The sequence below is a fragment of the Mesorhizobium hawassense genome, assembly GCF_003289945.1.
In the GTDB taxonomy this organism is placed as follows: domain Bacteria; phylum Pseudomonadota; class Alphaproteobacteria; order Rhizobiales; family Rhizobiaceae; genus Mesorhizobium; species Mesorhizobium hawassense.
This window is the reverse complement of record NZ_QMBP01000009.1, coordinates 316,331-341,004: the sequence shown is the minus strand read 5'-3', so window position 1 is coordinate 341,004 and position 24,674 is coordinate 316,331. Positions and strand designations below refer to the sequence as shown.

Below are 24,674 nucleotides of genomic sequence, written 5' to 3'. Positions count from 1 at the left end.
CAGGTCCGCTGCCGTTGCCCGGCCGTGGTCAAGCGGCGCCCGCGGCCGGTCGTGCAGACCCTGCGGGCCGAACTCGCGATAGCGTTCCAGCCATTTGTAGCCGGTCTTGCGCGAGATCTCGAAGGCCGCGCACAACTGCGTCATCGTCTCCTCGCCAGATAGGCATTCCACAACAAAACGAAGCCGCTCATCCATGAGCCCTGTCTCTCGCCAAACCATCGCCGGTCCTCCCGGCGGGCGAGAAAACTGTCACCCATCTAATCGGTCCATTCTGTTACCTATCTATCCGGTTCGGACACGCCGATCAACAGCAGTGTGTTGGCGAGATACATCGGGTTGCGGGTGATGCCGAAGGGGCCTGACGTCACCAGATGATCGGGCTCGGCGTTGGGATCGAGCGTCGTCCTGGCCTTGAACATGGCACGGATCGCCGTGATCCAGAGCATGGCGACCCCGAACAGCGCCACCCAACCGACACCGAACATCAAATCGCCGAAGATGTCGCCGATCCACGGCAGCGGGTAGAGCAGGCCGAGGGCGATGCCGAGCGCGATCGCCGCGACATAGATCACCGGCGGCCAGGGGATGATCCCATGCCTCGGCTTTGCGATGCCCGTCATTGCTGCTGCCCTCCCTCCGTCTCGTCCTCGGTCGCGGCGGTGCAGGTGCCGGCCAAATCCTCGAGATGCGATTTCCAGGTGCTGGACTGGTCGTTGCCGTAGAGCTTGTCGAGAGACCCTTCGCCTTTCAGCGTGTCCAGCATGCAGCCACAATAGCTGGAACAGAACTTGCTGTCCCGCTGCTGTTCGCACTGCGCCTGGCAGGCCGGCAGGAAGGCGGCTTCCCTGTCCTGAGGGGCGGCGGGCATGACCTGCGAGAACAGCCACACCGAGCCGAACAGAAGCGGCTGGTGGATGAGGTAGAAGGCGAGGCTGTGGCGGCCGATGAAGGTCAGCGGGTTCGACCAGCGGCCGGGTATCCACGCTCTCAGCCGGGCAAGCAGGCCTGACGCCGAAGCAAGTTTGACCGCCGCGATCCCGAGCAGAACAGGGCCGAACCAGGGGAAGAGCGGCACATAGTCGTTGGAGCGCGGGTTGGCGGCGGAAAGGCCGACCCACCACAGCGCCGGATGCTCGAAGAACTCCGACCGAAGATAGTAGGGTGCTGCAATGACGGCCGCGGCGACGATTGCCGTTAGCAGTACCGGCAGCCTGAGAAAGGCAAGGCCGAGCAGGCTGGCCAGCGCGATCTCGTGCAGGATGCCGAAGAAGATGAAACCGTCCGGGGTGACGAAATAGGTGACGGCGGAAATGGCTGCCGCCGCCACCGCAACCATGGCAAAGCGCTTCCAGAAGCCCGGCCAGCGGATTTTCCTGCCATGGGCGAGGAACAGGCTGACGCCGACCAGGAACAGGAAGGTCGAGGCGATGCAGCGCGCATAGAATTTCCACCAGCCGAAGGCGGTGAGGCCGGGCGCGGTATAGCCGAAGTTTTCGAGGTCCCAGGTGAAATGGTAACTCGCCATCGCGATCAGCGCGATGCCGCGCAGGATGTCGATGGCCTGGATGCGGCCGAGTTTTGGCACGTCCTGAACGGGTTCGCCGGTCGTTTGAAAGCTCATCGTCACGCAATCCGATTCAGTCGTGCCCAACGACTATCACGGTTCAAGCGGACGACAGAAGCGCGCGGCCATCAATGCGTTTCATAGCAGACATGAAATTCCGCCTTAGGCCAGCGGCGGAAAGCCTTTGACAGGCTTCGCTTTTCGGCCTTTCAGAGTCGGTTTCCTGCTACTGGCCGCAGGCTGGTCCGGCCAGATTCAAGAAACGATTCACGCCCCGGAGGGCCGATGTCCACCCATGTGCGCCATCCGATCTGGCTTCCGGCCCTGCGGCCGGCGGACGCGCGCACCTTCGCCTCGCTTTACGCGGTGGAATCCTTCGCCCGCGCCACGATCTCCAGCGTGATCCCGATCCAGGCTTACGAGATCCTGCACAATGAGCGGATCGTCTCGATCCTCTACACCATCGTGTCCCTGATGGGTCTTTCGGTCACGCTGTTCATGCCGATGCTCATCCGTCGCTTCGCGCGGCGCTGGGTCTACACGGCCGGTTGCGTGCTGCTGGCGATCGGCTCCGCCTTCTTCGTCACCCACACGCTGCCCGGACAGATTGCCGGCATGCTTTGCCGCGTCATGGGGGCGAGCGCGCTGTCGATCACGCTCAACCTCTACATCATGGACCACATCCGCAAGATCGACTTCATGCAGGCGGAATCGCTGCGCATGGCCTGGTCGATGTTTGCCTGGACGGGCGGGCCGACGCTCGGCATCTTCCTCTACACCCATTTCGGCATCTATGCCGCGCATGGCGCGGTCGTGGTGTTTGCCTTCGCGCTGCTTTGCCTGTTCTGGTTCTACCGGCTGACCGACAACCAGTCGATCCGGCCCGGCAAATCGCGCCCCGCCAACCCGCTGGCCAATATCGGCCGCTTCGTAAAGCAGCCGAGGTTGCGGCTCGCCTGGCTGATCGCCTTCGGCCGTTCCTGTTTCTGGACGACCTTCTTCGTCTACGGCCCGCTGTTCATGGTGATCACCGGCGAGGGTAAGCTTGCCGGCGGTTTGCTGGTTTCGGCCGGCAACGCGCTTTTGTTCATGGCGATCTTCTGGGGCAGAGCGGGCAGACGTTTCGGCGGACGGCGGGTCATGACCTTCGCCTATTTCGCCATGGCGGCCGTGCTGCTTGCCGCCGGCGGCGTCGGCGAGGCCGCGCCGCTCTTGACCGGCGCGCTGCTGCTTTGCGGCGCCCTGTTCACCATCGCGCTCGACGCGCTCGGCTCGACCGCCTTCATGCGCTCGGTGCGCTCCTTCGAGAAGGCGCAGATGGCGGCAGTCTACCGCACCTATCTCGATTTCTCCGAGCTGACGCCGCCGCTAGTCTATTCGGTGGTGCTGTCTTTCTTCGGGCTGGGCTCGGTGTTCGTCACGCTCGGCACTCTGGCCGCCTTCTGCGGCTTCGTCACCTGGCGCTATCTGCCGAAGTCATTTTGATTTGGGTTCATATGCGGCTGGCGTCCGCGCACCCAGTCGTGGAAGCGGTGCAGATCGTATTCCTCCGGCATCAGCACGCCGGCCTCATGGCGCATGGAGCGCAGGCCCTTCTGGTTGACCTCGCAGATCGCGGCGTCTTCTTCCAGCACCTGGGTGCCGAAGGCGACGATGTTGTCGATATCGGTCTTTCCCAGCGCGTCCGGCGCGAACAGCCATTCGGCGGTGAGCTCGGTCTGCTCCGGCCCGAGCGGGACCAGCCGCACGGTGCGCATGTAATCGACATGGCCGACGATGAACATCGAGGGCAGCGACGTGGCATAGGTCTGGCCGGCGGCGCGTTCGGTCGGGGTCAGGCCTGGAAAGACCGGGCCGTGGACGTGGCCGTCCCGCGACCAGGTCTCGGCGCCGGCGCGCAGGCGGCCGGAGAATTCCGGCGCGTCATTGTCGGCGTGGTGCGTCCATTCGGGATCGTCATGCCTTGCCATCAGGCCGCGGCCATAGATCGGCACCAGCCGCGACAGATCCTTGTGGACGCCCGGGCAATGCAGGCATTCGTTGAAGTTCTCCCAGAAGATCTTCCAGTTGCAGTTCATCACCTTGGTGAGTAGGTGGCCGGTGACGAGCGTCTCCAGCGGCCAGTTGGAAAGATCGCCGGAGGCCCGGTCGAAGGCGCTTTCCGCCGAGCCGCTGGCATCTTCCGCAAGGTTGACGAAGACGAAGCCGCGCCAGACCGAGAGCGCCACGCGGTAGAGCTGATAGTCGGCCTTGTCGAAGCCCTCGGGCAGCGATTTCGACGGCACGCGCACGAGGTCGCCGCGCAGCGAATAGGACCAAGCGTGGTAGGGGCAGGTCAGCAGCCCGGCGCTTTCCTGGCAGAGCTGCGAGCCGCGATGCCGGCAGGTGTTGTGGAAGGCGCGCAAGCTCCCGGTCTCGTCGCGTAGGACGACAACCTCCTGCGAGCCGATCCGGAACGTCCGGAAGGCGAGGGGTTCGGCCAGATCGGTCTCGCGGCAGACCATCAGCCAGCTTCGGTACCAAATGGCGCCCAGATCGTGACGGTAGGCGTCGGCATCCCAATAGGCGGTCGACGGAAGCGTCGGCTGGAGGGTGGTCAGACCGTTATAAGGGTCGCGCTCGCTCGGATTGGGCTGCATCGGCTTCTCCCTGGCTGGCGACAGCCGACACCCGGGCAAAGTCGTTGTCAATTGCCGGCCCGGGCGGATTGTGGCGGCTGCGCGAGGACCTTAAGGTCGCACGCATGTTGCCAAGAACCATGTCGCTTACCGAGGAACTGGTCGCCCGCTGCTTTCGCATCGTCGAGGACAGCGGACCAGATCCCGATGCGGCGCATCTGGATGACGCCGACTATGAGGCGATGGTGCGCATGCTGGACGCTCAGCTTCCCGCCAAGGAACCGCTCTGGCTGTTTGGCTACGGTTCCCTGATCTGGAAGCCCGAGATCGAGCATGTCGAGGAACGGGTGGCCCTGCTGCGCGGCTGGCACAGATCCTTCTGCATGAACATGACGCGTTGGCGCGGCACCAAGGAAAGTCCGGGCCTGATGATGGCGCTGGACCGCGGTGGACAGTGCAAGGGCGTCGCCTTTCGGCTCGGCGACGGCGACAGGCGCGAGCAACTCGACAAGATCCTGCGGCGAGAGGTGACGCTGAAGCCGACCAGCTACCATCCGCGCCTGCTCAATATGACGAGCGATGGCGACCCGCTGCGGGCGCTGGCCTTCGTCATCAACCGCCAAGGCACCACCTACGCCGGCCCGTTGAGCGAGGAGAAGGTTGTCGAGCGGCTGGCGACGTCCTGCGGTCACTGGGGGTCGGGCGCCGATTATCTCTACAATACGGTGAAGAATCTCGAGCTGCGCGGCATCCATGACGCGCATCTGTGGCGGCTGCAGCAGCTCGTCGCAGCCCGCATCGCGGCTTCGTAACACCGGAAGCCGTGCCGCAATCGCGCCTGGCGGTGGCGGAATTTGGTTTGCCGGTGGTTGTGCTTCTGCCTAAAGTCGCGACCCGTCGGCCAATTGGCTGCACCAAGATTTCATCCGAGGACGAAGGCAGGGAATGACCGGCGCGACCGCCGCGAGCGGCAACAAGACTTCCGACCGGACACTGACCTTCGTCCTGGGCGGCGCGCGCTCGGGCAAGAGTTCGCATGCCGAAAGCCTGACAGCCGCTTATGCATCGCCCTGGGCCTACATCGCCACGGCGCAAGCCTATGATGACGAGATGCGCGAGCGCATTGTGCTGCATCGATCACGGCGCGGCGAAGGCTGGGTCACCGTCGATGCGCCGCTTGACCTTGTCGGCGCAATCGAGGCCTTGCCGGATCACCAGTCGGTGCTGATCGATTGCCTGACGCTGTGGCTGACCAATCACATGCTGGCCGAACATGATGTCGAAGCCGAGTGCCGCCGGCTGGCGGACGTGCTGTCGCGGCCGCGCGGGCCATGGTTCGTGGTCTCGAACGAGGTCGGGCTCGGCATCGTGCCCGACAACGTGCTGGCGCGCCGGTTCCGCGACGGCGCGGGCCGGCTCAACCAGCAGGTCGCGGCGGTTGCCGACAATGTGCTGATGATGGTGGCGGGGCTGCCGCTCAAGGTGAAATGACATGGCCGAGATCGAAGACAAGGAAGCCGAGCGCCACCGCGCCAAGATGGCCAAGCGCAAGGCGATGCAGGATGCCGAGGTAGCCGGCAAGACGATCGAGAAGGGGCTGCTGATCGTCAACACCGGCCCGGGCAAGGGCAAGACCACGGCGGCCTTCGGTCTGGCGCTGAGGATGCTGGGTTATGGCAAGCGCGTCGGTGTCGTCCAGTTCATCAAGGGCAAGTGGCATACCGGCGAGAAGGACGCTTTCGCTGCTTTCGGCGACCGTGTCGTCTGGCATGCGATGGGGGAGGGGTTCACCTGGGAGACACAGGATTTGAAGCGCGACATCGCCGCCGCCGAAGCCGCCTGGGCCAAGGCGCTGGAACTGATGGCCGACCCGTCGATCAGCCTTGTCGTGCTTGACGAGCTCAACATTGCGCTGCGCTACGACTATCTCGACCTGGAAAAGGTGGTCGCGGCGCTGAAGGCGCGCCGCGACGATCTGCATGTGATCGTCACCGGCCGCAACGCCAAGCCGCTGCTGGTCGAGGCTGCCGATCTCGTCACCGAAATGGGACTGACCAAGCATCATTTTTCGGCTGGGGTGAAGGCGCAGCAGGGAATCGAGTTCTGACGCGCCTTAGCCGCGCATCAAAATGGTCAGGTAGATCACGATCGCCGAGAGGACCGCGAACAGGCCGATCAGCAGCCAGTCGGCGACGCGGTAGAGCTTCAGCGCCTGGCGGATGTCGGTGCTCTCGGCCTCGCGGCGGCCGCCTTCGCCCATGAAGGCGTCCTCCACGATCTCGCCGCCATAGCTGCGCGGTCCAGCGAGCGACAGCCCCAGCGCACCGGCCATGGCGGCTTCCGGCCAGCCGGCATTGGGCGAGCGGTGTTTCCTGGCGTCGCGCCGCATGACCTGCCAGGCGTCGCGCGGATCGGCGCCGGGGACCAGAAAGGCGGCGAGCACGATGAGCATGCCGGTAAGCCGCGACGCCGGCAGGTTGATCAGATCGTCGAAGCGGGCGGCCGCGCGGCCGAACGCCTCATATTGCGGCGTGCGGTGGCCGATCATCGAATCGGCGGTGTTGGCCGCCTTGTAGGCCACGCCGCCGGCGAGTCCGCCGATGCCGGTCCAGAAGGCCGGCGCGACGATGCCGTCGGAGAAATTTTCGGCCAGGCTTTCGATCGCCGCGCGGGCGACACCTGCCTTGTCCAATTTTTCGGGATCGCGGCCGACGATGCGCGAAACGGCGATGCGGCCGAGCGTCAGCCCGCCGGTCTCCAGCGCGTCGGCGACATCCTCGACATGCTCGGCGAGGCTTTTCTGCGACAGCAGAGACGAGCCGAGGATGGCTGCGATGACGAGACCCGTTGGGAACATCGTCCAGAGCAGGACATGCAGCGCCAGGCCGATGAGGCCGGGCGCCAGCAGGATGACCAGCAAAGCCTGAACGCCGCGGCGGCGACGCAATTCGTCGGAATCCGTCGCGCGGTTGAGCCGGCGATCGAGAAAGGATATCAGCCTGCCGATCCAGGTTACCGGATGGCCGATGGCGTTGAACAGCCAGTCCGGATAGCCGAGGGTACGTTCGACGGCGAGTGACAGGAAAGCGATCAGGATCGACATGAAGCTTCTAAGCGGAGCGATTGCAGCGGTGGATCATGGCGGCAGCCTTGGCCGCGCAAGCGCGCTTTTTCCTCATGCGCCAAAACCTTTCGTGGACCTCTCGACAGGTATCAATCCGCACTCCTATCCGCTTTTCGAGTTGCCCGCCACCGCCCTGTCCCGATTGCCGGAGGCAGCACAACTGCGGGAATTGGCCGAAATTGCGGCTACGGCCTACGGCGCGCCGTCGGCGGCGCATGTGGCGGCGGCGCCCGGCACGCAGATTCTGTTGCCTCGCGTGGCTTCGCTGGTGCGGCCCGGCAAGGCGCTGGTGCTCGGTCCGACCTACGCCGAACACGCCCGGGCCGCTGCCATCGCCGGCCATGCGGTCGCGGAAGTCGGCGGCTTCGACGCGCTGGTCGAGGCGGACCTCGCGGTGCTGGTCAACCCCAACAATCCGGACGGGCGGGTGATCGAAAAGGTCCGCCTGCTCGAGCTTGCCGCGCGGCTTCGCGCCAAGGGCGGGCTGCTGGTCGTCGACGAGGCTTTCATGGATGTCGGCCCGACCGAGCAAAGCCTGGCCGGCGATGTCGGGCAGGGCGGCATTGTCGTGCTGCGCTCGTTCGGCAAGTTTTTTGGCCTCGCTGGTGTTCGGCTCGGCTTTGCGTTGGCGGATCAGCTGACGGCCGAGCGGCTGGATGCGCAGCTCGGGCCCTGGGCGGTGGCCGGTCCGGCGCTCGAATACGGCATCCGCGCCTTATCCGATGCGGCGTGGCAGGCCGATATGAGGCAACGCCTGGCCCAGGATGCCGGGCGGCTCGACGCGTTGCTTGACCGGTTCGATGTTCCGGTCGCCGGCGGCACCAGCCTGTTCCGCTATCTGTCGTTTCCCGAGACCCCAAGCCTGTTTTCGGCGCTTGGCTCGAGGGGTGTTCTCGTGCGCCATTTCGCCGAGCGGCAGCAGGTCCTGCGCATCGGTCTGCCCGGCAGCGAGGCGGAATGGCAGCGCCTCGAGGGTGCCCTTGCTGCTTGGGCTGCGCGGCGCGAGGATGCGCCGAAGGAGTCTGGACGATGATCCATGTCTGTTCGCTGTCAAAGGTCGACGAAACCGTGGCAAGGACCGGGGCGCAGCGTTTGCTGTCTCTGCTTGCCGCCGGCACGGAAGTGATTCGCCCGGCTTCGATCCCGGCGGAAAACCATCTGCACCTCGTCATGCACGATATTGCCGTCGCGCAGGAAGGCATGACCATGCCGGGCGAGGAGCATGTCCGCGCCTTGCTCGATTTCGCCTACCGTTGGGACCGAGCAAAGCCGCTGGTGGTGCATTGCTATGCCGGCGTCAGCCGCTCGACCGCGTCGGCCTATATCATCGCGGCGGCGCTGGCGCCGAAACGCGACGAGATGGAACTCGCCAAGACGCTGCGCTTTCTGTCGCCGACGGCGACGCCCAATCCACGGCTGATCGCGGTTGCGGACATGCTGCTGCAGCGGGACGGCCGCATGATCGCGGCGATCGATGCGATCGGCCGCGGCGCCGACGCCTTCGAGGGAATACCTTTCGAACTGACTGTTGAAAGTTGAGCCGGCGCTTTTTGGCTACGATAGCCACTCCGCAAGCTTCGCCTTACGCACATCCTTGACCAGGCTGATGAAACCGTCGGCCTGCATCTCCGCCGTCAGGCGACCCTTCTCGGCCGTGGCGATCGAGGCATCGCCGACCACGCCGTTGGGATTGAGGTCGCTGGCGATCCAGGCGAAGGCATGCGTGCCGGTGTGGCGCAGCAGGGCGAATTCCTTTTCGGCGCGCCCGACATTGGAAACGAAATTGTCGGCCTTGCCCATGTCGACGAGGTCAGGCCGGAAATGCAGCATCAGCGAGGTCTCGACATCGCCGCCGTGGATGCCGTGACGGTCCTCGAGTTCGGTGTACATGCCGGCCGGGCGGCCGAAGCGCTGCCAGCTCGTCTTCACCGACAGCATTTTTGCGCGCACCCGCAATTCGCGCGAAACGATGCCCATGATCTCTTCATTGCCGCCATGCGAATTGACGATGATCAGCTTCCTGACCCCGGCGCGGGCGACCGACAGGCCAAGCTCGGTCCAGGCGTCGACCAAAATGGTGGCGGGCAAGGTGAGCGTTCCCGGTGCATGCAGGTGCTCGTTCGATTTGCCGACCGCCTGCACCGGCAGGATGCGGATGTCGAGATCGTCGGGCAGCCGCCCGATCGCCGTCTCCAGCATGCCCATCATGATCGAGGTGTCGGTCGAGACCGGCAGATGCGGGCCATGCTGCTCGATCGCCGCCACCGGCAGCACGGCGATGGTCGCCTCGGCGTCGATCGAGGCGTATTCCGTCGTCCGGTAATCACCCCACCACACTCGTCTTTTGGCCACTCTGGTCTCCGCTTGCTTTGCCGTTCGTACCGGTCGGTTTAATGCGCTTGTTGGCTATGAGCAACGCTACCCCGCGGCCAAAACCTCCACCTCGACCTTGAATTCCGGGCGGGCGAAGCCGGAAACGATCATCAGCGTCGAGGCCGGCGCCGGGTCGGAGAAGAGGCGGTTGCGGACATCCATATAGGATTGCAGATGTTCGCGACCGGTAACGAAGGCATTGATGCGCACGATGTCGTTCAAGGTCAGCCCGGCCTCGCTCAAGATCGCGGCGATGTTCCTGAAGCACAGCTCCGTCTGCGCGCCGGCATCTTCGGGAACGGCATCGTCCGGGCCGATGCCCAACTGGCCGGAGCACAGGACCAGGCGGTTCCCGGCGGGGATTTCGACGCCGTGGCTGTAGCGGGCGAAGGGAGGCTTGATCGACTTGGGCGTGAGGTATTTGAGCATTGCATTCTCCTGTTCGCCGGCAGACTAAGGCTCGATTCATGAAAGCTTCAAGATGCGGTGCATGCCGCCAGGGCGATTATGGACAGGCGTTCAAAAAATAGGCACGATGCCTCGCGCACAGCATGACCCCTTCCGGTCTTGGCAATGACTGCCGCGCAAGCAGGCGGCCCAGGCGGTGGCATGTGTCTTGCTTCTTGAATCAATGGTGTCGAGCCCAGCGCATAGCGCGCCCGGGCCAAGAGAGGGTGATGTTTATGGTCGGAAAAGGAAAGATCCTGGCGGGCGCCGTCGCCTTGCTTGTCGCGAGCACGCTGGGTGCGGCCGCGAACGAGAAAGTGACGTTCGGCACCAACTGGCTGGCCGAGCCGGAGCACGGCGGCTACTATCAGGCCGTTGCCGACGGCACCTACGCCGCCTGCGGCCTCGACGTCACGATCATGCAGGGCGGCCCGCAGGTCAGCGGCCGGCCGATGCTTCTGGCCGGCAAGATCGATTTCTATATGGGCGGCAACCTGCTTTCGGCCTTCGACGCCGTGCAGCAGGGCATTCCGATGCGTGTCGTCGCATCCGACTTCCAGAAGGACCCGCAGGTCATCATGTCCCAGCCGGGGCAGGGGCTGGACAAGTGGGAGGACCTGAAGAACGCCGATCAGTACATCATGGGCGACGAAGGCGCGCAGACCTTCTTCCAGTGGATGGTCACCGATCTCGGCTACGATGCAGCCAAGCGCGTGCCCTATACGTTCAATCCGGCGCCGTTTATCGCCAACAAGAAGTCGATCCAGCAGGGTTACGTCACCTCCGAGCCGTTCGCGGTGCAGAAGGCGGGCGGCTTCGTGCCGAACCAGTTCCTGCTCGCCGACTATGGCTGGGATACCTACGCGACCACCATCGAGGTGATGCAGGACACGATCGACAAGCGGCCGGAGGTGGTCCAGTGCTTCGTCGATGGCTCGGCCAAGGGCTGGTACAAATATCTCTACGGCGACAACAAGGCCGCCAACGACATGATCAAGAAGGACAATCCGGACATGACGGATGAGCAGATCGCCTTCTCGATCGAGCAACTGAAGAAGTTCGGCGTGGTCGATTCCGGCGATTCGGAGAAACTTGGTATCGGCGGCATGACCGACGCGCGCATCCAGAGCTTCTACGACAAGATGGTCAAGGCCAAGGTCGCGCAGCCGGGCATCGACATCAAGAAGGCCTACACGCTTGCCTTCGTCAACAAGGGCGTCGGGCTGGAGCTGAAGAAGTAAGGCGGCCGGCCTGAGATGATCCAGGAGAAACTGGCGCAGACGCCAACGACGGCATCGGGTGAAAACCCGATGCTGCTTTCTTTGCGCAATGTCGGCAAGATCTTTTCCAATGGCGTGACGGCGCTAAGTAAGGTCGACCTGGCGATCCGGGAAGGCGATTTCCTCAGCCTGCTCGGTCCCTCCGGCTGCGGCAAGTCGACGGCGCTCAGGCTGATCGCCGGCCTGTCGACGCCGACCTCCGGCCAGCTCGACTGGCGCGGCTCGATCGATCGCGCGAACATCGGCTTCGTCTTCCAGGAGCCGACGCTGCTGCCCTGGGCCAGCGTCTTCGACAATGTCTGGCTGCCGCTCAGGCTGAAGGGTGTGTCCCGCGCCAAGGCCGAACCAGCGGTGACGGAGATGCTGTCGCGCGTCCATCTCACCGGCTTCGAGAACGCCGTGCCGCGCGAGCTGTCCGGCGGCATGAAGATGCGCGTCTCGATCGCCCGTGCGATGGTGACGAAGCCGCGCATTCTCCTCATGGACGAGCCGTTCGCGGCGCTCGACGAGATCACCCGCTTCAAGCTCAACAACGATCTCCTGGAGCTTTGGCAGGACGAGCGCTTCACCGTTGTTTTCGTCACCCACAGCGTCTTCGAGAGCGTGTTTCTGTCCAGCCGCGTCGTCGTCATGGCCGCGCGCCCCGGACGCGTTTTTGGCGAGCTGCCCGTCGATGCGCCTTACCCGCGCGACGAGGCGTTCCGCACCTCGCCTGACTACGCCGCGCTTTGCCGGCAGGCTTCGGACGTTCTGGTCAACGCCATCAACTCAACCGCCGGATCCCATCATGACGGCCATTGAAGACACCGCGTTGAAGCTCGATCCCGAAGAATCGCGCCGCGCTCGCCAGGAGCGCTTGGAGCGCATCGGCAAATGGGCGCTGCCGCTGGCCATCATGGTGCTGGCGATCGTGCTGTGGGACCGTATCTGCGTCTGGAACGAGATCCCGCAATATATCCTTCCGCGGCCGGGCGTGGTGCTGCAGACGCTGCACAATGATGCAGGGCTGCTGTTCTCCTCGCTCCTGGTAACGCTCAGGATCACCTTCCTCAGCCTGCTGCTCGCCGTCATCGGCGGCGTCGGGCTTGCAGTGCTGTTCGCGCAGTCGAAATGGGTGGAGATGTCGTTCTTTCCCTTCGCCATCGTGCTGCAAGTGACGCCGATCGTCGCCATCTTCCCGCTGATCAACATCTATGTGAACAACCAGACCGTCAAACTGCTGCTCTGCGCCTGGATCGTCGCCTTCTTCCCGATCCTGTCCAACACCACGCTCGGGCTGAACTCGGTCGACCGCAATTTGCGCGACCTGTTCAAGCTCAATGGCGCGACGCGCTGGCAGCAATTGCGCTATCTGCGCCTGCCGGCGGCGATGCCGTATTTCCTCGGCGGACTGAAGATCGCCGGCGGCCTGTCGCTGATCGGCGCGGTGGTGGCGGAATTCGTCGCCGGCGCGCAGGGGCAGTCGTCGGGCCTTGCCTCGCGCATCATCGAGGCCGGCTACCGGCTCAACGCGCCACGCCTGTTCGCGGCGCTGATCCTGATCTCGCTCACCGGCATATTGATCTTCCTGGTGCTGTCGCTGGTGTCGCATCTGATCCTGCGCCGCTGGCACGAGAGCGCGCTCAAGCAGGAGCACTAGGGTGATTGGAGCCGCAGAGGAAATCGCGAAGAGGACCAGATCTTGATACCTGCCTCTGGTTCTTACCAGCTTAGCAACGCCCGTGTTCACCGCTCGCTGACGCCCGGGCTTGCCGCAAGTTACGACGCCGATGGTTTCGCGCTTGCCGATATCGCCGTTGCCGACGGCAAGATTTCCAGCATCGTCGCCCATGGCAAATCGAAGACGCCGGCCGATGCGATCGATCTTGGCGGCCGGATCGTGCTGCCATGCTTCGTCGACTGCCACACCCATATCGACAAGGGCCATATCTGGCCGCGAAAGCCCAATCCCGACGGCACCTTCATGGGCGCGCTCAATGCCACCGGCTCCGACCGCACCGCGCGCTGGGGCGCGGAGGATGTCGCGCGCCGCATGGATTTCTCGCTGCGCTCGGCCTATGTGCACGGCACCAAGGCCGTGCGCACGCATCTCGACAGCGTGCCGCCGCAGGAGGAAATCTCCTGGCCGGTGTTCGAGGCGATGCGGGAAAAATGGCGCGGGCGGATCGACTTGCAGGCCGCCTGCCTGCTCGGTATCGAAGGCGTGCGCGACAAGGCCTGGTTCGAACGGCTGGTGAAGCGCGTCGCCGCGGCCAAGGGCGTGCTCGGCGTCGTTACCTATATGTTGCCCGACCTCGAGGAACTGCTCGATCAGGTTTTCGCGCAGGCGATCAAGCACGGGCTCGATCTCGACTTCCATGCCGACGAGACTGAGGACGTCTCGGCCATCTCGTTGAAGAAGATCGCCGAAGCGTCGCTATGGAACGGCTTTGACGGCAACATCCTGGTCGGCCACTGTTGTTCGCTCTCGCGCCAGCCGGACCTCGAGGTGCTCGACACGCTGGACAAAGTGGCGAAGGCGCGGCTCGCCGTGGTGTCGCTGCCGATGTGCAACCTCTATCTGCAGGATCGGCGCAACAACGGCACGACGCCGCGCTGGCGCGGCGTGACTCTGCTGCACGAGATGAGGGCGCGCGGCATCAAGGTGGCGGTCGCGTCCGACAACACGCGCGATCCGTTTTACGCCTATGGCGATCTCGACATGCTGGAAGTCTACCGCATGGGGACGCGCATCCTGCATTTCGATCACCCTGTCGGGGATTGGCCCAAAGCTGTGGCGGCGACGCCGGCCGAGGTGATGCGGCTCGACGGCGTTGGCACGCTTGCCCCGGGCGGCAGCGCCGACTTCATCGTCTTCAAGGGACGGAGCTGGACCGAATTGCTGTCGCGGCCCGAATCGGATCGCATCGTGGTGCGCGACGGCAGGGCGATCGAACGCAAACTGCCCGACTATGCCGAACTCGACGAATTGATGGTGGGATGATGGATATCGCAGCGCTGAAGCGCGATCTCGACGGGATCAAGGTCGACGACCATCCGGCCATCGTCCAGCAGAAGAGCCGCGACTTCTACTGGTACAGCCCGGTGCTGAAGGCGCAGCTCGACCATGTCAAAGGCGACCTGATCGTCACGCCGAAGAACGAGGACGAGGTGATCCGCGTCCTCGCAGCTTGTCACCGGCACGGCGTCCCAGTGACGCCGCGCGGCAGCGGCACCGGCAATTACGGGCAGGCGATGCCCTTGTCCGGCGGCGTCGTGCTCAACCTCGCCGAGATGAACGCGGTCAAGACCATCGCGCCGGGACGCGTGACGACCGGACCGGGCGCGGTGCTGGCCGACATCGACAGGGCGACACGGGCGCATTCGGCGCAGGAACTGCGCATGTCGCCTTCCACCTACAACACCGCGTCGATAGGCGGCTTCGTTGCCGGCGGCTCGGGCGGCGTCGGCTCGATCCGCTGGGGTGGGTTGCGCGACCTCGGCAACGTCATTCGCCTGCGGACCGTGACCATGGAAGCCGAGCCACGCGTCATGGACCTCACCGGCGAGGACATGCTCAAGGTCATGCATGCCTACGGCACCAACGGCATCATCACCGAAGTCGAAATGCCGCTGACGGCTTCCTATGACTGGATCGACGTCATCGTCGGCTTCGACGATTTCATGGACGCGGCCGGCTTCGGCAACGACCTCGCCATCCAGGACGGCATCTTGGCCAAACTGATCACGCCGATCGCCGCGCCCATTCCTTATGACTATTTCAAGCGGCACCAGAAATTCTTCCGGCGCGAGCAGAGCATCGTGGTGTGCATGATCGCGCCGCATGCGATGGACGCCTTCGTCGCCTTCGTGCGCAGCACCAGGGGCGAGATCGTGTTCCGGGCTGACCAGGAAGCCGATCTGAAGGGCCTGCCGCCGGCCTATGAGCTGACCTGGAACCACACGACGCTGCGGGCGATCCGCGTCGATCCGACGATCACCTATCTGCAGACGCGCTATCCGTCGCCGGATCATCTTGCCCATGTCAAGGCGATGGTCGAGCGTTTCGGCGACGAGGTGCCGGCGCATCTCGAATTCATCCGCTTCGATGGCGCGATCGGCGCCGCTGGCCTGCCGCTGGTCCGCTTCACGACGGAAGAACGGCTGGACGAAATCATCCGCATCCACGAGGACAATGGCTGCTGGATCTTCAACCCGCACCGCTACACGCTGGAAGAGGGCGGCATGAAGCGGACCGACGATGTGCAGCTTGCCTTCAAGCGCGAGACCGATCCGCAAGGGCTGCTCAATCCCGGCAAGATGATAGCCTGGGAAAATCCCGCCTATGACTATCGCTCCGGCAAGTCGTTCCTGTTCAAGGGCTTGCAAAAGGCGAGTTGATGAAAGTCCTCGTGCTCTTCGCGCATCCGGTGGAGACCAGCTTCAACGCCGGCCTGCACAGGACGATCGTCGAGCGGTTGAGCGCGGCGGGCCATGCGGTCGACGATTGCGATCTCTACGCCGAGGATTTCGATCCGCGGCTGACGCGCGCCGAGCGGCTCGGTTACCACGACCAGCGTGGTCCTAACGATGCCGTGGCCGGCTACGTCGAACGGCTTCAAAGAGCCGAGGCGCTGGTGCTGTCGTTTCCGGTCTGGAACTACGGCTACCCGGCGATCCTGAAAGGCTTCTTCGACCGCGTCTTCCTGCCCGGCGTGTCGTTCAAGCTGGTCGACGGCAAGGTGCGGCCGACGCTGCACAACATCGGCAAAATGGCGGCCATCACCACCTATGGCGGCAGCCGTTTTCGCGCCATGCTGATGGGCGACCCGCCGCGAAAGATCGTGAAGCGCATGCTGCGGGCCACCATCAAACCCGGCGCTCCCGTCTCCTATCTCGCGCATTATTCGATGAATCTGTCGACCGACGAGACGCGCAGCGCCTTCATGGCGAAGGTCTCGGCGACGATGGGCGCCTTCTGATGCGCGTGCTGGTGGTCTATTGCCATCCGGTGCCGGAAAGCTACTGCGCGGCCATCCGCGACACCGCCGTCGAGGCGCTGAAGGCAAAGGGCTGGGACGTGCGGCTGCTCGACCTCTATGCCGAGAATTTCGATCCGGTGATGAGCTGCGAGGAGCGGCGTTTCTATAACGACCGCGCGCCTGAGGATCCGGCACTCGCAACGCATTTCGAGCATCTGCAATGGGCGCAGGCGATCCTGTTCATCTACCCGACCTGGTGGTACGGCCTGCCGGCGATGCTTAAGGGCTGGTTCGATCGGGTCTGGGCGACCGACATCGCCTTCAAGCTGCCGGCCGGCAAGGGGCGGATCACGTCGCTGATGCGGCATGTCACCAAGGTCGGCGTCATCACCACCTGCGGCGCGCCGACCTGGTGGAGCGTCGTCGTCGGCCAGCCGGGCCGGAAGACGATTCTGCGCGGCATGCGGGCGCTGTGCGCCACGCGCTGCAAGACGTTCTTCCTGGCGCATTATTTGATGGATTCGTCGACGCCGAAGACGAGGGCGGCGTTTTTGGTCAAAGTTCGACGGACGCTGGAGCGGTTTTAGGGGATTTCAGCTTCCCTGCGGGATCGCGCCGAATGGGTTTGCCTTTTTTTATGCGGAATTGAAGTGCATATTAAAGACATGACCAAGCTCTTCGAACATGCCGTCGAACGTGTCCGCACCTTGCCTCCTGAATTGCAGGACGAGTATGCGCGCGTCCTCTTGCGCCTCGCGGGTGATGAGGGGGACGAACCTGTTCATCAACTGGGCCGAGAGGAAAAAGCCTCGCTCGCAACGTCCCGGGCGCAGGCTGCGCGCGGTGAATTTGCAACCGACGAGGAAGTCCGTGCTGTTTGGGCGAAGCACGGCCTGTGAAGCTTCGTTATACGCTGGCGGCGTTAGCCGAGTTGGATGAGGTTCTCGGCGATATCGCACTGCAGTCACCCAAAGGAGCGAAGCGGATCCAAGCCAGGCTCCATGCGGTCATCAATTTATTGCTTGAACATCCCCTGAGCGGCGTCGCTACAGACGAAAGGCCGATGCGCCGGATCGTCGTGAGGCCTTATCCCTATCTGATCTACTACGAGCCTTCCGCCGATGAAATCGTGATTGTCGGTATTCGTCATGGTGCTCGCGATCCCTCAACCATGCCGGACAAGTAACAACGGTCCCAATGGTCACGCCTGCGGGCAATCCTGTCCGAAGCGACAGAAGAAAGGCTACATCTTCACCCTCTCCGCCTTGGGATCATACATCGGCTTCAGCGATGCCTCCGCCGCGAACCGCTCGCCGGCGATCTCCACCTCGTAGGATGAGCCAAGCACATCCGCTTCGCTCTCGCCCTCGCACGGCACGTAGCCAAGCCCGATCGCGCCGCCGAGATGGTGGCCGTAATTGCCGGAGGTGATCGGGCCGACGATCTTGCCGTCGCGCAGGATCGCCTCGTTGTGGAAGAGCAGCGGCTCGGGGACGTTCAGGCGGAACTGCAGCAGCCGGCGGCTGAGACCTGCTTCCTTCTTCCTGAGCACCGCCTCGCGGCCGATGAACCCGGCCTTGCTCGTCTTCACCGCGAAGCCCAGGCCTGCCTCCAGCACATTGTCCTCGTCGGTGATGTCGTGGCCGAAATGACGGAAAGCCTTTTCGATGCGGCAGGAATCCAGCGTGTGCAGGCCACATAGTTTCAGGCCGACATCGGCGCCTGCTTCAGTGATCGCCTCGAAGACATGGGCTGCCTGCTCGGTCGAGACGTAGAGCTCCCAGCCAAGCTCGCCGACATAGGTGACGCGATGCGCGCGGGCGAGGCCCATGCCGATCTCGATTTCCTGAAAAGTGCCGAACGGATTGGCCTCGTTGGAGAAATCGTTCGGGCTGACCTTCTGGATGAGTTTTCGCGAGTCCGGCCCCATCAGGCAGATGACGGCCTCGGCCGCGGTGACGTCGGTGATGACGACGAACTCGTCGGCGACATGCCTGCGCAGCCAGGCGAGATCCCGCTGCAGCGTGGCACCCGGCACGACCAGGAAATAGGCCGTTTCCGAAAGCCGCGTCACGGTTAGATCGCTTTCGATGCCGCCTTTGGCGTTGAGCATCTGGGAATAGACGATCTTGCCCGGCGCCACGTCCATGTCGTTGGCGCAGAGCCGTTGCAGGAACTGCTGAGCATCGCGGCCCTCGACGCGGATCTTGCCGAAGGAGGTCATATCGAACAGGCCGACGCCGTTGCGCACGGCGAGATGCTCCTCGCGCTGGTTGTCGAACCAGTTCTGCCGCTTCCAGGAATAGCGGTATTCGCGCTCCTGGCCGTCACGGGCGAACCAGTTGGCGCGCTCCCAGCCGGCCACTTCGCCGAAGACGGCGCCGCGCGCCTTCAGATGCTCATGCAAAGGCGAGCGGCGCACGCCGCGCGAGGTCGCCATCTGGCGGTAGGGGAAATGATCGGCATAGAGCAGGCCAAGCGTCTCGGAGACGCGCTCCTTGAGGTAGCGGCGGTTCTTCTGGAACGGCTGGGCGCGGCGGATATCGACCTCCCAAAGGTCGAAGGGCGCCTCGCCATCGTTGATCCACTGCGCCAGCGCCATGCCGGCGCCGCCGGAGGAAACGATGCCGATCGAATTGTAGCCGGTCGCCATCCAATAGCCGGGGAGTTCCGGCGCTTCGCCGAGATAGTAGCGGTCGTCGGGGGTAAAGCTTTCGGGGCCGTTGAAGAAGGTATGGATGCCGGCCGTGCCCAGCATCGGCATGCGGTTGACGCCCATTTCGAGGATCGGCTCGAAATGGTCCATGTCCTCGGGCAACTGGTCGAAGCAGAAATCCTCGCGGATGCCGTCCATGCCCCAGGGCTTGGCCACCGGCTCGAAGGCGCCGAGCATCATCTTGCCGGCGTCTTCCTTGTAGTAGGCGCACTCGTCCGGAACGCGCAGCACCGGCAGACGGGAGAGGCCGGGGATCGGCTCTGTGACGAGATAGAAATGCTCGCAGGCATGCAGCGGGATGGTGACGCCGTTCTGCCGGCCAAGCTCGCGCGCCCACATGCCGGCGCAGTTGACGACGATGTCGGTCTCGATCGTGCCTTGGTCTTCGCCCTGTGCCCATGACACGCCGGAGACGCGGCCGTTTTTGGTGTGAACCTTGGTGACCTTGACGTTCTCGATGACCGCCGCGCCGCGCTGGCGCGCGCCCTTGGCCAGGGCCATGGCGATGTTGGCCGGATCGCACTGGCCGTCGAGCGGCAGATGCACGGCGCCGACCACGTCGGACACATTGAGATGCGGATACATCTCCTTGACTTCGCTCGGCGAAATCTCGCGCACGTCGACGTCGAAAGCGCGGGCGAGCGAGGCCTGCCGGTAGATCTCGTGCTTGCGCTCCTCGGTCAGCGCGACGGTGATCGAGCCGACCTGGCGCATGCCGGTGCCGACCTCGGTCTCGGCTTCAAGCTTGACGTAGAGGTCGGCCGAGTATTTTGCCAGCCGCGTCATGTTCTGCGAGGCGCGCAACTGGCCGATCAGACCGGCCGCATGCCAGGTCGTGCCCGAGGTGAGCTGCTTGCGTTCGAGCAACACGATGTCGGTCCAGCCGAGCTTGGCCAGGTGGTAGGCGACCGAGCAGCCGGAGACGCCGCCGCCGATGATGACGGCCCTCGCCTTGTTGGGAATGGCCTTGCTGGGGATGGTCTTGGTCATGCGGCCTCGCGGCGATAGTTGGACGCGAAGCGCCGCAGGCGAAGCGCTGCTTCCTTCAGGATGGGTTCTGGCTGGCAGAGGCTGATGCGGATGTGGCCGGCGGCGGCCTCGCCGAAGCTCGACCCGGGCATGACGCCGACGTTTTCCTTGTCGAGCAGGCCCCAGGCGAATTTCTCGTCGTCGGGCTCGATGGACGAGATGTCGAGCATGACATACATGCCGCCTTCCGAGCCGTGCACGGTGACGTCGTTCATGCCGCGCACGGCCTCCAGCATCAGGGTGCGGCGGGCGGCGTATCGTTCGGCGATGTCCTTGACGCCGTAGTGGTTCTCCAGTGCCTCTGCGCAGGCGATGGAAATGAAGGCCGGCAGGCCGTAGGTCGTCACCAGGTTGAGGTCGGTGAACAGCCTGATCATCTTTTTAGGACCTGTCAGCCAGCCCATGCGCCAGCCGGTCATGCCATGGCTCTTCGACATGGAGTTGATGACCAGTGTGCGCTCGGCCATGCCGGGCAGCGAGCGCGGCGAGATGTGCTCGCCGCCGCCAAGCGTCCAATAAACCTCGTCCGACAGCAGCCAGAGATCGTGCTCCTTGCAGATGTCGGCCAGCTGTTCGAGCCGCTCGCGCGAATAGACAGCACCTGTCGGGTTGTTCGGCGTGTTGATCAGGATGGCGCGGGTGTTGGGCTTCAGCGCGGCGCGGATCATGTCCGCGCGGGGTTGAAATCCATCTTCGGCCGGCGTCTCGACCACGGTGAAGCTGGCGCCGGCGGCGCTGAAGGTGTTGGGGTAGGTGGCGTAGTAGGGTGCGACGACGATGGCGTGGTCGCCAGGATCGAGCACGGTCTGCACGGCGGCATAGAGAGCAGCCTGGCCGCCTTGCGTGGCGATGATCTCGTCTGGTTCCGTCTCCATGCCGGTGCAGGCGGTGGACGCCGCCGCCATCGCCTTGCGCAGGCGCGGCAGGCCGGGGAGAGGGGTATAATGGTGGTTGCTGCCACGGACGGCATTGACGCAAGCCTCAATCGTTTGCGAGGGCGTGTCGAAATCATGGTCGCCGACCGACAGCATGATGATGTCGTCGCCGGCCTGCTTGCGGGCCCAGGCGGCCGAATGGACCTCCCAGCCGTCCTTGCCGGAAGGCACGATGCCGGTAATGCGCTTTGATGGTTTTGGCATCAGATGACTCCCGAGATATTGTGGCCGGCTTGCACGAGCCGGTCGCGCAGGGCGGCGATGTGGGCGGGCCCGACCTCGCAGCAGCCGCCGACGATTTGCGCGCCGGCTTCGACCCAGCCGATGGCCTGGTCGGCATAGGCCTCCGGGTCGAGGTCGTGGCGGGCGTGCAGAACCTCGACCGTGCCGCCGTGCTTGAGCGCCTCGACCGAGGTGAAGCCATTGGCATAGGCGCCGACCGGTCCGCCAAGAGCGATGAGTTCGGGCAATGCGGCGGCGATGGCTTCGGGCCGGCAGCAATTGAGCAGCCGCGCCGCGACCGGCAGGTCGCCGAGGGCGCCGACCGCATCGGCAATTTTCTCGCCGCTGCGCAGGCGTGGCGCGCCGTGGTCGGCGAGCGTCCAGGACACCCAGACCGGCTTGCCGCTTTCCGAGGCCGCGGTGACGGCAGCGCGCGCCTCCTCGGCGGACGCCATGGTCTCGCACAGGAAAAGGTCGACGCCATCGGCCTGCTCGGCGACGATGCGGCGATAGATGTCGAGCGTCTCTTCGAACGAGATGGTCAGCGCCGGCGCGTAACTGCCGAACAGAGGCGACAGGCAGCCGGCGATGGCGGTGTCGCCGGCCTCATCGCGGGCTTGCTTCGCCAGTTCGATGCCACGCTTCTGCAAAGGCTTGAACAGGTCTTCCGCGCCCTCGCGCGCCAGGCGCTCGGGCGTTGCCGAATAGGTGTTGACGGTGATGACGCGTGCACCGGCCTGAATGAATTCAACATGCAGGTCGCGCACCAGGTCCGGCTCGTCGATCAGCACCCTGGCCGACCACAGCGGCGTCGGTTCGGACTTGCTGCGCCGGACCAGTTCCTGGCCCATGCCGCCATCGGTGAGGACAACGGAGGTCATGCGCGCAGCCTTTCGTTCTTTGGATCCCAAAGCGGCTCGTCGTTCTGCACGACGGCTTTGAAGCGATCGCCGAAGATCTCGACCTCGACCGTGGTACCGGGTTCGGTCAGGTCGGTGCGCAGCATGCCAAGCGCGATCGACTTGTCGACGCGGTGGCCCCAGCCGCCCGATGTTGTCTCGCCGACGATGCTGCCGCCGTGCCAGAGCGTCGACATATAGGGCGCGTCGCAATCGCCGGGGTTCTCAACGACCAAAGTGACAAAGCGCTTCTTCACGCCCTGCTGCTTTTCATTGAGCAAAGCCGCCTTGCCGCGGAATTCCGGCTTGTCCCATTTGACGAAGCGCTCCAAGCCCCCCTGCAGGATCGAATAGTCGGTCGACAGATCGCCCTTCCAGGCACGGTAGCCTTTCTCCAGCCGCAGCGAATCCAGCGCATACATGCCGAACGGCTTCAGACTGTGCTTCTGGCCGGCGGCCCAGACGGCATCGAAGACAGCCGGCGTGTCGGCGACCCTGGTGTGGATTTCCCAGCCGAGCTCGCCGGCGAAGGAGACGCGCACCAGCTTCGCCCAGCGTCCGGCGATGGTCGTTTCCTGATGCGTCAGCCAGGGCAGGGTCAAATCGGCATCGCACACCTCGGCCAGGATCTTGCGCGAGTTCGGACCGGCGAGGATCTGGGTTGAATATTCCTCCGTGCGGTCTTTCAGCGTGAAACCCGCATCGGCCGGCATGCGCGATTTCAGCCATTCGAAGTCGTGCCACTGCGCCACCGCGGCGGTGATCAGCGTCATGAGGTCCTCGCCATGGCGCACGACCGACATTTCAGTGACGATGCGGCCCTTGTCGTCGGCGAAATAGACGAGGCCGATGCGGCCGGGCTTCGGCACCAGGCCGGTAACTTGCGTTGCCAGCCACTCGGCGGCGCCCGGACCTTCGAGGTTGAAGCGCGAGAAGCCGGGCAGATCGAGGATGCCGGCCGTGTCGCGCACGGCGAGGCATTCTTCCCGCACTGCCCGGTGCCAAGGCCCTTCGCGGCGGAAGGTCAGCGTCGATTCCTCCGATGTATCGTCGCCGGGTCCAGCATACCAGGTGGCGCGCTCCCAGCCATTATAGGCATCGAACTGGCCACCGAGCGCCTTGATGCGATCGTGCAGCGGCGAATGCTTGCGGTCGCGCCCGGTCGGCCAGGCATGGCGCGGGAACTGGATGGCGTATTCGTTGCCGTAGATTTCCATGCCCTTGGCGACGCAATAGTCGGGTGCGGACGCGAAGCTCGTGAAGCGGCGCGGGTCGCAGGACCACATGTCCCAATCGGTCTGGCCCTCGGTCACCCATTCGGCCAGCACCTTGCCGGCGCCGCCGCCCTGGGCAATGCCGAAGGTGAAGACGCAGGCCTCGAAGGCATTCGGCACGCCGGGCATCGGCCCGATCAGCGGGTTGCCGTCCGGCGCGTAGGGGATCGGCCCGTTGATTACCTTGGACAGGCCGGCGGTGCCGAGGATCGGCACGCGCGCGACGGCATCGGCGAGATAGTGCTCGAGGCGGTCGAGATCGTCGGGGAAAAGCTGGAAGGAGAAATCATCCGGCATCGGATCGTTGTGGCCGACCCAGTGCGCACGGCAATTGCGCTCATAGGGGCCGAGATTCATGCCGCTCTTTTCCTGGCGCAGGTAATAGGACGTGTCGACGTCGCGCAGCAGCGGCAGCTTGCGGCCCTGTTCCTTCGACCAGGCGGCGAGCTCGGGAATTTCCTCGAACAGGATGTACTGATGGCTCATCACCATCATCGGCACTTCGCGACCGAACATTTTTCCGACCTCGGCGGCGCGGTAGCCGGCGGCATTGATGACGATCTCGCAGCGGATTTCGCCCTGTGGTGTCGCGACCACCCATTCGCCGTTGTCGCGGCGGACGCCGGTGACCGGGCAGAAGCGGATGATCTTGGCACCCATGTCGCGCGCGCCCTTGGCGAGCGCCTGCGTCAACTGTGCCGGATCGATGTCGCCGTCGCTCGGGTCAAAGAGCGCGCCTTTCAATTCATGCGTCTCGATGAAGGGATAGCGGCGCTTGATCTCGTCGAGGCCGACGACGTCGATATCCATGCCCTGGTAGCGGCCCATGCCCTTGGCGCGCTGGAATTCCTGCATGCGTTCCTTGGAATGGGCGAGCCGCAGCGAGCCGGTGACGTGGTAGTTCATCGGATAGTCGACGGCCTCTGCCAAGCCCCGGTAGAGCTCGGTCGAGTAGCGCTGCATGTTCATCAGCGACCACGACGAGGAGAAGGTCGGCACGTTGCCGGCGGCATGCCAGGTCGAGCCGGAGGTCAGCTCGTTTTTCTCCAAAAGCACGCAATCGGTCCAGCCCGCCTTGCAAAGGTGGTAGAGCGAGGAGGTCCCGACGACGCCGCCTCCGATGATCACCACGCGTGCCGTGGTCGGCAAACCGGCCATTTCTTCCTCCAAAGTCTTCGCGCTTCGCGCTTCGATTCTTTGTTTTGATGCCTGTCGTTATCCCAAAACCGCTT

General features: G+C 64.3%; 26 protein-coding genes. 15 read left to right on the top strand and 11 right to left on the bottom strand.

Translation table 11 applies throughout. The features are described 5' to 3' along the window. The 3 genes from DPM33_RS20385 to DPM33_RS20375 all read right to left on the bottom strand — a co-directional run. Window positions 1-219: helix-turn-helix domain-containing protein (locus tag DPM33_RS20385; protein WP_146770247.1), on the bottom strand; the 219-nt coding region annotated here is incomplete at its 3' end. Window positions 220-278: 59 nt separating this feature from the next. Further along, window positions 279-620 carry a methyltransferase family protein gene (locus tag DPM33_RS20380; protein WP_112099215.1) on the bottom strand — a complete coding sequence of 114 codons (342 nt, stop codon included), beginning with the start codon at window positions 618-620 and terminating at the stop codon, window positions 279-281. Beyond that, entirely contained in the window at window positions 617-1,621 is a 1,005-nt protein-coding gene (locus DPM33_RS20375; RefSeq protein ID WP_112099214.1) for an acetyltransferase domain-containing protein, read from the bottom strand. Before DPM33_RS20375 ends, DPM33_RS20380 begins: the two co-directional genes overlap by 4 nt. Window positions 1,622-1,849: 228 nt before the next feature. On the opposite strand from DPM33_RS20375, the gene DPM33_RS20370 reads away from it, so the two are divergent. Next, window positions 1,850-3,049: an MFS transporter gene (locus DPM33_RS20370; RefSeq protein WP_112099213.1), complete on the top strand. Its 1,200-nt coding sequence runs from the start codon at window positions 1,850-1,852 to the stop codon at window positions 3,047-3,049. Here the strand turns inward: DPM33_RS20370 and DPM33_RS20365 are convergent. Beyond that, complete coding sequence (locus DPM33_RS20365; protein ID WP_112099212.1) at window positions 3,028-4,203, bottom strand: aromatic ring-hydroxylating oxygenase subunit alpha; 1,176 nt, start codon at window positions 4,201-4,203, stop codon at window positions 3,028-3,030. The genes DPM33_RS20370 and DPM33_RS20365 overlap by 22 nt on opposite strands. 119 nt (window positions 4,204-4,322) lie before the next feature. Here DPM33_RS20365 and DPM33_RS20360 point away from each other — a divergent pair, with 119 nt between their 5' ends. From DPM33_RS20360 to cobO, 3 genes are all read left to right on the top strand, one after another. Then, window positions 4,323-4,994 carry a gamma-glutamylcyclotransferase gene (locus tag DPM33_RS20360; RefSeq protein WP_245442271.1) on the top strand — a complete coding sequence of 224 codons (672 nt, stop codon included), beginning with the start codon at window positions 4,323-4,325 and terminating at the stop codon, window positions 4,992-4,994. 133 nt (window positions 4,995-5,127) lie between these two features. Beyond that, window positions 5,128-5,673, top strand: coding sequence for a bifunctional adenosylcobinamide kinase/adenosylcobinamide-phosphate guanylyltransferase (gene cobU / locus DPM33_RS20355; protein WP_112099211.1), 546 nt, complete (start codon window positions 5,128-5,130; stop codon window positions 5,671-5,673). 1 nt (window position 5,674) lies between these two features. Next, entirely contained in the window at window positions 5,675-6,289 is a 615-nt protein-coding gene (gene cobO / locus DPM33_RS20350) for a cob(I)yrinic acid a,c-diamide adenosyltransferase (RefSeq protein WP_112099210.1), read from the top strand. Between the two features lie 6 nt (window positions 6,290-6,295). Here cobO and cbiB read toward each other — a convergent pair whose 3' ends face one another. Then, the gene (gene cbiB, locus DPM33_RS20345) at window positions 6,296-7,285 is read right to left on the bottom strand and encodes an adenosylcobinamide-phosphate synthase CbiB (RefSeq protein WP_112099209.1); all 990 of its coding nucleotides are present in this window, start codon (window positions 7,283-7,285) and stop codon (window positions 6,296-6,298) included. On the opposite strand from cbiB, the gene cobD reads away from it, so the two are divergent. Next, on the top strand, window positions 7,284-8,339 hold the full coding sequence (cobD, locus tag DPM33_RS20340) for a threonine-phosphate decarboxylase CobD (protein WP_112099208.1): 1,056 nt from the start codon (window positions 7,284-7,286) through the stop codon (window positions 8,337-8,339). The two genes, cbiB and cobD, sit on opposite strands and share 2 nt — an antisense overlap. Further along, window positions 8,336-8,845, top strand: a complete 510-nt coding sequence (locus tag DPM33_RS20335) for a tyrosine phosphatase family protein (protein WP_112099207.1) — start codon at window positions 8,336-8,338, stop codon at window positions 8,843-8,845. The genes cobD and DPM33_RS20335 overlap by 4 nt, the downstream gene beginning before the upstream one ends. Before the next feature lie 15 nt (window positions 8,846-8,860). On the opposite strand, the gene DPM33_RS20330 is transcribed toward DPM33_RS20335, so the two are convergent. Together DPM33_RS20330 and DPM33_RS20325 are read right to left on the bottom strand one after the other, a co-directional pair. Next, on the bottom strand, window positions 8,861-9,658 hold the full coding sequence (locus DPM33_RS20330; protein WP_112099206.1) for a creatininase family protein: 798 nt from the start codon (window positions 9,656-9,658) through the stop codon (window positions 8,861-8,863). 66 nt (window positions 9,659-9,724) lie between these two features. Beyond that, the gene (locus DPM33_RS20325) at window positions 9,725-10,108 is read right to left on the bottom strand and encodes a RidA family protein (RefSeq protein ID WP_112099205.1); all 384 of its coding nucleotides are present in this window, start codon (window positions 10,106-10,108) and stop codon (window positions 9,725-9,727) included. 254 nt (window positions 10,109-10,362) lie between these two features. On the opposite strand from DPM33_RS20325, the gene DPM33_RS20320 reads away from it, so the two are divergent. The 9 genes from DPM33_RS20320 (at window position 10,363) to DPM33_RS20280 (ending at window position 17,553) form a co-directional block, all read left to right on the top strand. Beyond that, on the top strand, window positions 10,363-11,367 hold the full coding sequence (locus DPM33_RS20320; RefSeq protein ID WP_112099243.1) for an ABC transporter substrate-binding protein: 1,005 nt from the start codon (window positions 10,363-10,365) through the stop codon (window positions 11,365-11,367). Between the two features lie 15 nt (window positions 11,368-11,382). Next, window positions 11,383-12,207, top strand: coding sequence for an ABC transporter ATP-binding protein (locus DPM33_RS20315; protein WP_112099204.1), 825 nt, complete (start codon window positions 11,383-11,385; stop codon window positions 12,205-12,207). Then, complete coding sequence (locus DPM33_RS20310; protein ID WP_112099203.1) at window positions 12,194-13,045, top strand: ABC transporter permease; 852 nt, start codon at window positions 12,194-12,196, stop codon at window positions 13,043-13,045. The genes DPM33_RS20315 and DPM33_RS20310 overlap by 14 nt, the downstream gene beginning before the upstream one ends. 42 nt (window positions 13,046-13,087) lie before the next feature. Next, window positions 13,088-14,389, top strand: a complete 1,302-nt coding sequence (locus tag DPM33_RS20305) for a cytosine deaminase (RefSeq protein WP_112099202.1) — start codon at window positions 13,088-13,090, stop codon at window positions 14,387-14,389. Then, a complete protein-coding gene (locus DPM33_RS20300) occupies window positions 14,389-15,786 on the top strand; it encodes an FAD-binding oxidoreductase (RefSeq protein ID WP_112099201.1) in 1,398 nt (465 codons plus the stop codon). Before DPM33_RS20305 ends, DPM33_RS20300 begins: the two co-directional genes overlap by 1 nt. Continuing rightward, the gene (locus DPM33_RS20295) at window positions 15,786-16,367 is read left to right on the top strand and encodes an NAD(P)H-dependent oxidoreductase (RefSeq protein ID WP_167449148.1); all 582 of its coding nucleotides are present in this window, start codon (window positions 15,786-15,788) and stop codon (window positions 16,365-16,367) included. Before DPM33_RS20300 ends, DPM33_RS20295 begins: the two co-directional genes overlap by 1 nt. Continuing rightward, window positions 16,367-16,954, top strand: a complete 588-nt coding sequence (locus DPM33_RS20290; protein WP_112099199.1) for an NAD(P)H-dependent oxidoreductase — start codon at window positions 16,367-16,369, stop codon at window positions 16,952-16,954. Before DPM33_RS20295 ends, DPM33_RS20290 begins: the two co-directional genes overlap by 1 nt. Window positions 16,955-17,032: 78 nt before the next feature. Continuing rightward, entirely contained in the window at window positions 17,033-17,266 is a 234-nt protein-coding gene (locus DPM33_RS20285; protein WP_112099198.1) for a hypothetical protein, read from the top strand. Further along, the gene (locus tag DPM33_RS20280) at window positions 17,263-17,553 is read left to right on the top strand and encodes a type II toxin-antitoxin system RelE/ParE family toxin (RefSeq protein ID WP_095815491.1); all 291 of its coding nucleotides are present in this window, start codon (window positions 17,263-17,265) and stop codon (window positions 17,551-17,553) included. Before DPM33_RS20285 ends, DPM33_RS20280 begins: the two co-directional genes overlap by 4 nt. 57 nt (window positions 17,554-17,610) lie before the next feature. On the opposite strand, the gene DPM33_RS20275 is transcribed toward DPM33_RS20280, so the two are convergent. Genes DPM33_RS20275 through DPM33_RS20260 form a run of 4 tightly spaced genes read right to left on the bottom strand, consistent with a single transcriptional unit; the run spans window position 17,611 to window position 24,600 of the window. Further along, window positions 17,611-20,073, bottom strand: a complete 2,463-nt coding sequence (locus DPM33_RS20275) for a GcvT family protein (protein WP_167449147.1) — start codon at window positions 20,071-20,073, stop codon at window positions 17,611-17,613. Continuing rightward, window positions 20,070-21,251, bottom strand: coding sequence for a pyridoxal phosphate-dependent aminotransferase (locus tag DPM33_RS20270; protein ID WP_112099197.1), 1,182 nt, complete (start codon window positions 21,249-21,251; stop codon window positions 20,070-20,072). The genes DPM33_RS20275 and DPM33_RS20270 overlap by 4 nt, the downstream gene beginning before the upstream one ends. Beyond that, window positions 21,251-22,150: a homocysteine S-methyltransferase family protein gene (locus tag DPM33_RS20265; RefSeq protein WP_112099196.1), complete on the bottom strand. Its 900-nt coding sequence runs from the start codon at window positions 22,148-22,150 to the stop codon at window positions 21,251-21,253. Before DPM33_RS20265 ends, DPM33_RS20270 begins: the two co-directional genes overlap by 1 nt. After that, window positions 22,147-24,600 (bottom strand): GcvT family protein, encoded by a 2,454-nt coding sequence (locus tag DPM33_RS20260; RefSeq protein WP_112099195.1) that lies wholly within the window; start codon window positions 24,598-24,600, stop codon window positions 22,147-22,149. Before DPM33_RS20260 ends, DPM33_RS20265 begins: the two co-directional genes overlap by 4 nt. Between the last annotated feature and the right edge of the window lie 74 nt (window positions 24,601-24,674).

Excerpts from the sequence above, each read along its gene's own strand:
- DPM33_RS20380 (WP_112099215.1), bottom strand. The coding sequence starts at position 620 with ATGACGGGCATCGCAAAGCCGAGGCATGGGATCATCCCCTGGCCGCCG.
- DPM33_RS20375 (WP_112099214.1), bottom strand. The coding sequence starts at position 1,621 with ATGAGCTTTCAAACGACCGGCGAACCCGTTCAGGACGTGCCAAAACTC.
- DPM33_RS20370 (WP_112099213.1), top strand. The coding sequence starts at position 1,850 with ATGTCCACCCATGTGCGCCATCCGATCTGGCTTCCGGCCCTGCGGCCG.
- DPM33_RS20365 (WP_112099212.1), bottom strand. The coding sequence starts at position 4,203 with ATGCAGCCCAATCCGAGCGAGCGCGACCCTTATAACGGTCTGACCACC.
- DPM33_RS20360 (WP_245442271.1), top strand. The coding sequence starts at position 4,323 with ATGTCGCTTACCGAGGAACTGGTCGCCCGCTGCTTTCGCATCGTCGAG.
- cobU (WP_112099211.1), top strand. The coding sequence starts at position 5,128 with ATGACCGGCGCGACCGCCGCGAGCGGCAACAAGACTTCCGACCGGACA.
- cobO (WP_112099210.1), top strand. The coding sequence starts at position 5,675 with ATGGCCGAGATCGAAGACAAGGAAGCCGAGCGCCACCGCGCCAAGATG.
- cobD (WP_112099208.1), top strand. The coding sequence starts at position 7,284 with ATGAAGCTTCTAAGCGGAGCGATTGCAGCGGTGGATCATGGCGGCAGC.
- cbiB (WP_112099209.1), bottom strand. The coding sequence starts at position 7,285 with ATGTCGATCCTGATCGCTTTCCTGTCACTCGCCGTCGAACGTACCCTC.
- DPM33_RS20335 (WP_112099207.1), top strand. The coding sequence starts at position 8,336 with ATGATCCATGTCTGTTCGCTGTCAAAGGTCGACGAAACCGTGGCAAGG.
- DPM33_RS20325 (WP_112099205.1), bottom strand. The coding sequence starts at position 10,108 with ATGCTCAAATACCTCACGCCCAAGTCGATCAAGCCTCCCTTCGCCCGC.
- DPM33_RS20320 (WP_112099243.1), top strand. The coding sequence starts at position 10,363 with ATGGTCGGAAAAGGAAAGATCCTGGCGGGCGCCGTCGCCTTGCTTGTC.
- DPM33_RS20315 (WP_112099204.1), top strand. The coding sequence starts at position 11,383 with ATGATCCAGGAGAAACTGGCGCAGACGCCAACGACGGCATCGGGTGAA.
- DPM33_RS20310 (WP_112099203.1), top strand. The coding sequence starts at position 12,194 with ATGACGGCCATTGAAGACACCGCGTTGAAGCTCGATCCCGAAGAATCG.
- DPM33_RS20300 (WP_112099201.1), top strand. The coding sequence starts at position 14,389 with ATGGATATCGCAGCGCTGAAGCGCGATCTCGACGGGATCAAGGTCGAC.
- DPM33_RS20295 (WP_167449148.1), top strand. The coding sequence starts at position 15,786 with ATGAAAGTCCTCGTGCTCTTCGCGCATCCGGTGGAGACCAGCTTCAAC.
- DPM33_RS20290 (WP_112099199.1), top strand. The coding sequence starts at position 16,367 with ATGCGCGTGCTGGTGGTCTATTGCCATCCGGTGCCGGAAAGCTACTGC.
- DPM33_RS20285 (WP_112099198.1), top strand. The coding sequence starts at position 17,033 with ATGACCAAGCTCTTCGAACATGCCGTCGAACGTGTCCGCACCTTGCCT.
- DPM33_RS20275 (WP_167449147.1), bottom strand. The coding sequence starts at position 20,073 with ATGACCAAGACCATCCCCAGCAAGGCCATTCCCAACAAGGCGAGGGCC.
- DPM33_RS20270 (WP_112099197.1), bottom strand. The coding sequence starts at position 21,251 with ATGCCAAAACCATCAAAGCGCATTACCGGCATCGTGCCTTCCGGCAAG.
- DPM33_RS20265 (WP_112099196.1), bottom strand. The coding sequence starts at position 22,150 with ATGACCTCCGTTGTCCTCACCGATGGCGGCATGGGCCAGGAACTGGTC.
- DPM33_RS20260 (WP_112099195.1), bottom strand. The coding sequence starts at position 24,600 with ATGGCCGGTTTGCCGACCACGGCACGCGTGGTGATCATCGGAGGCGGC.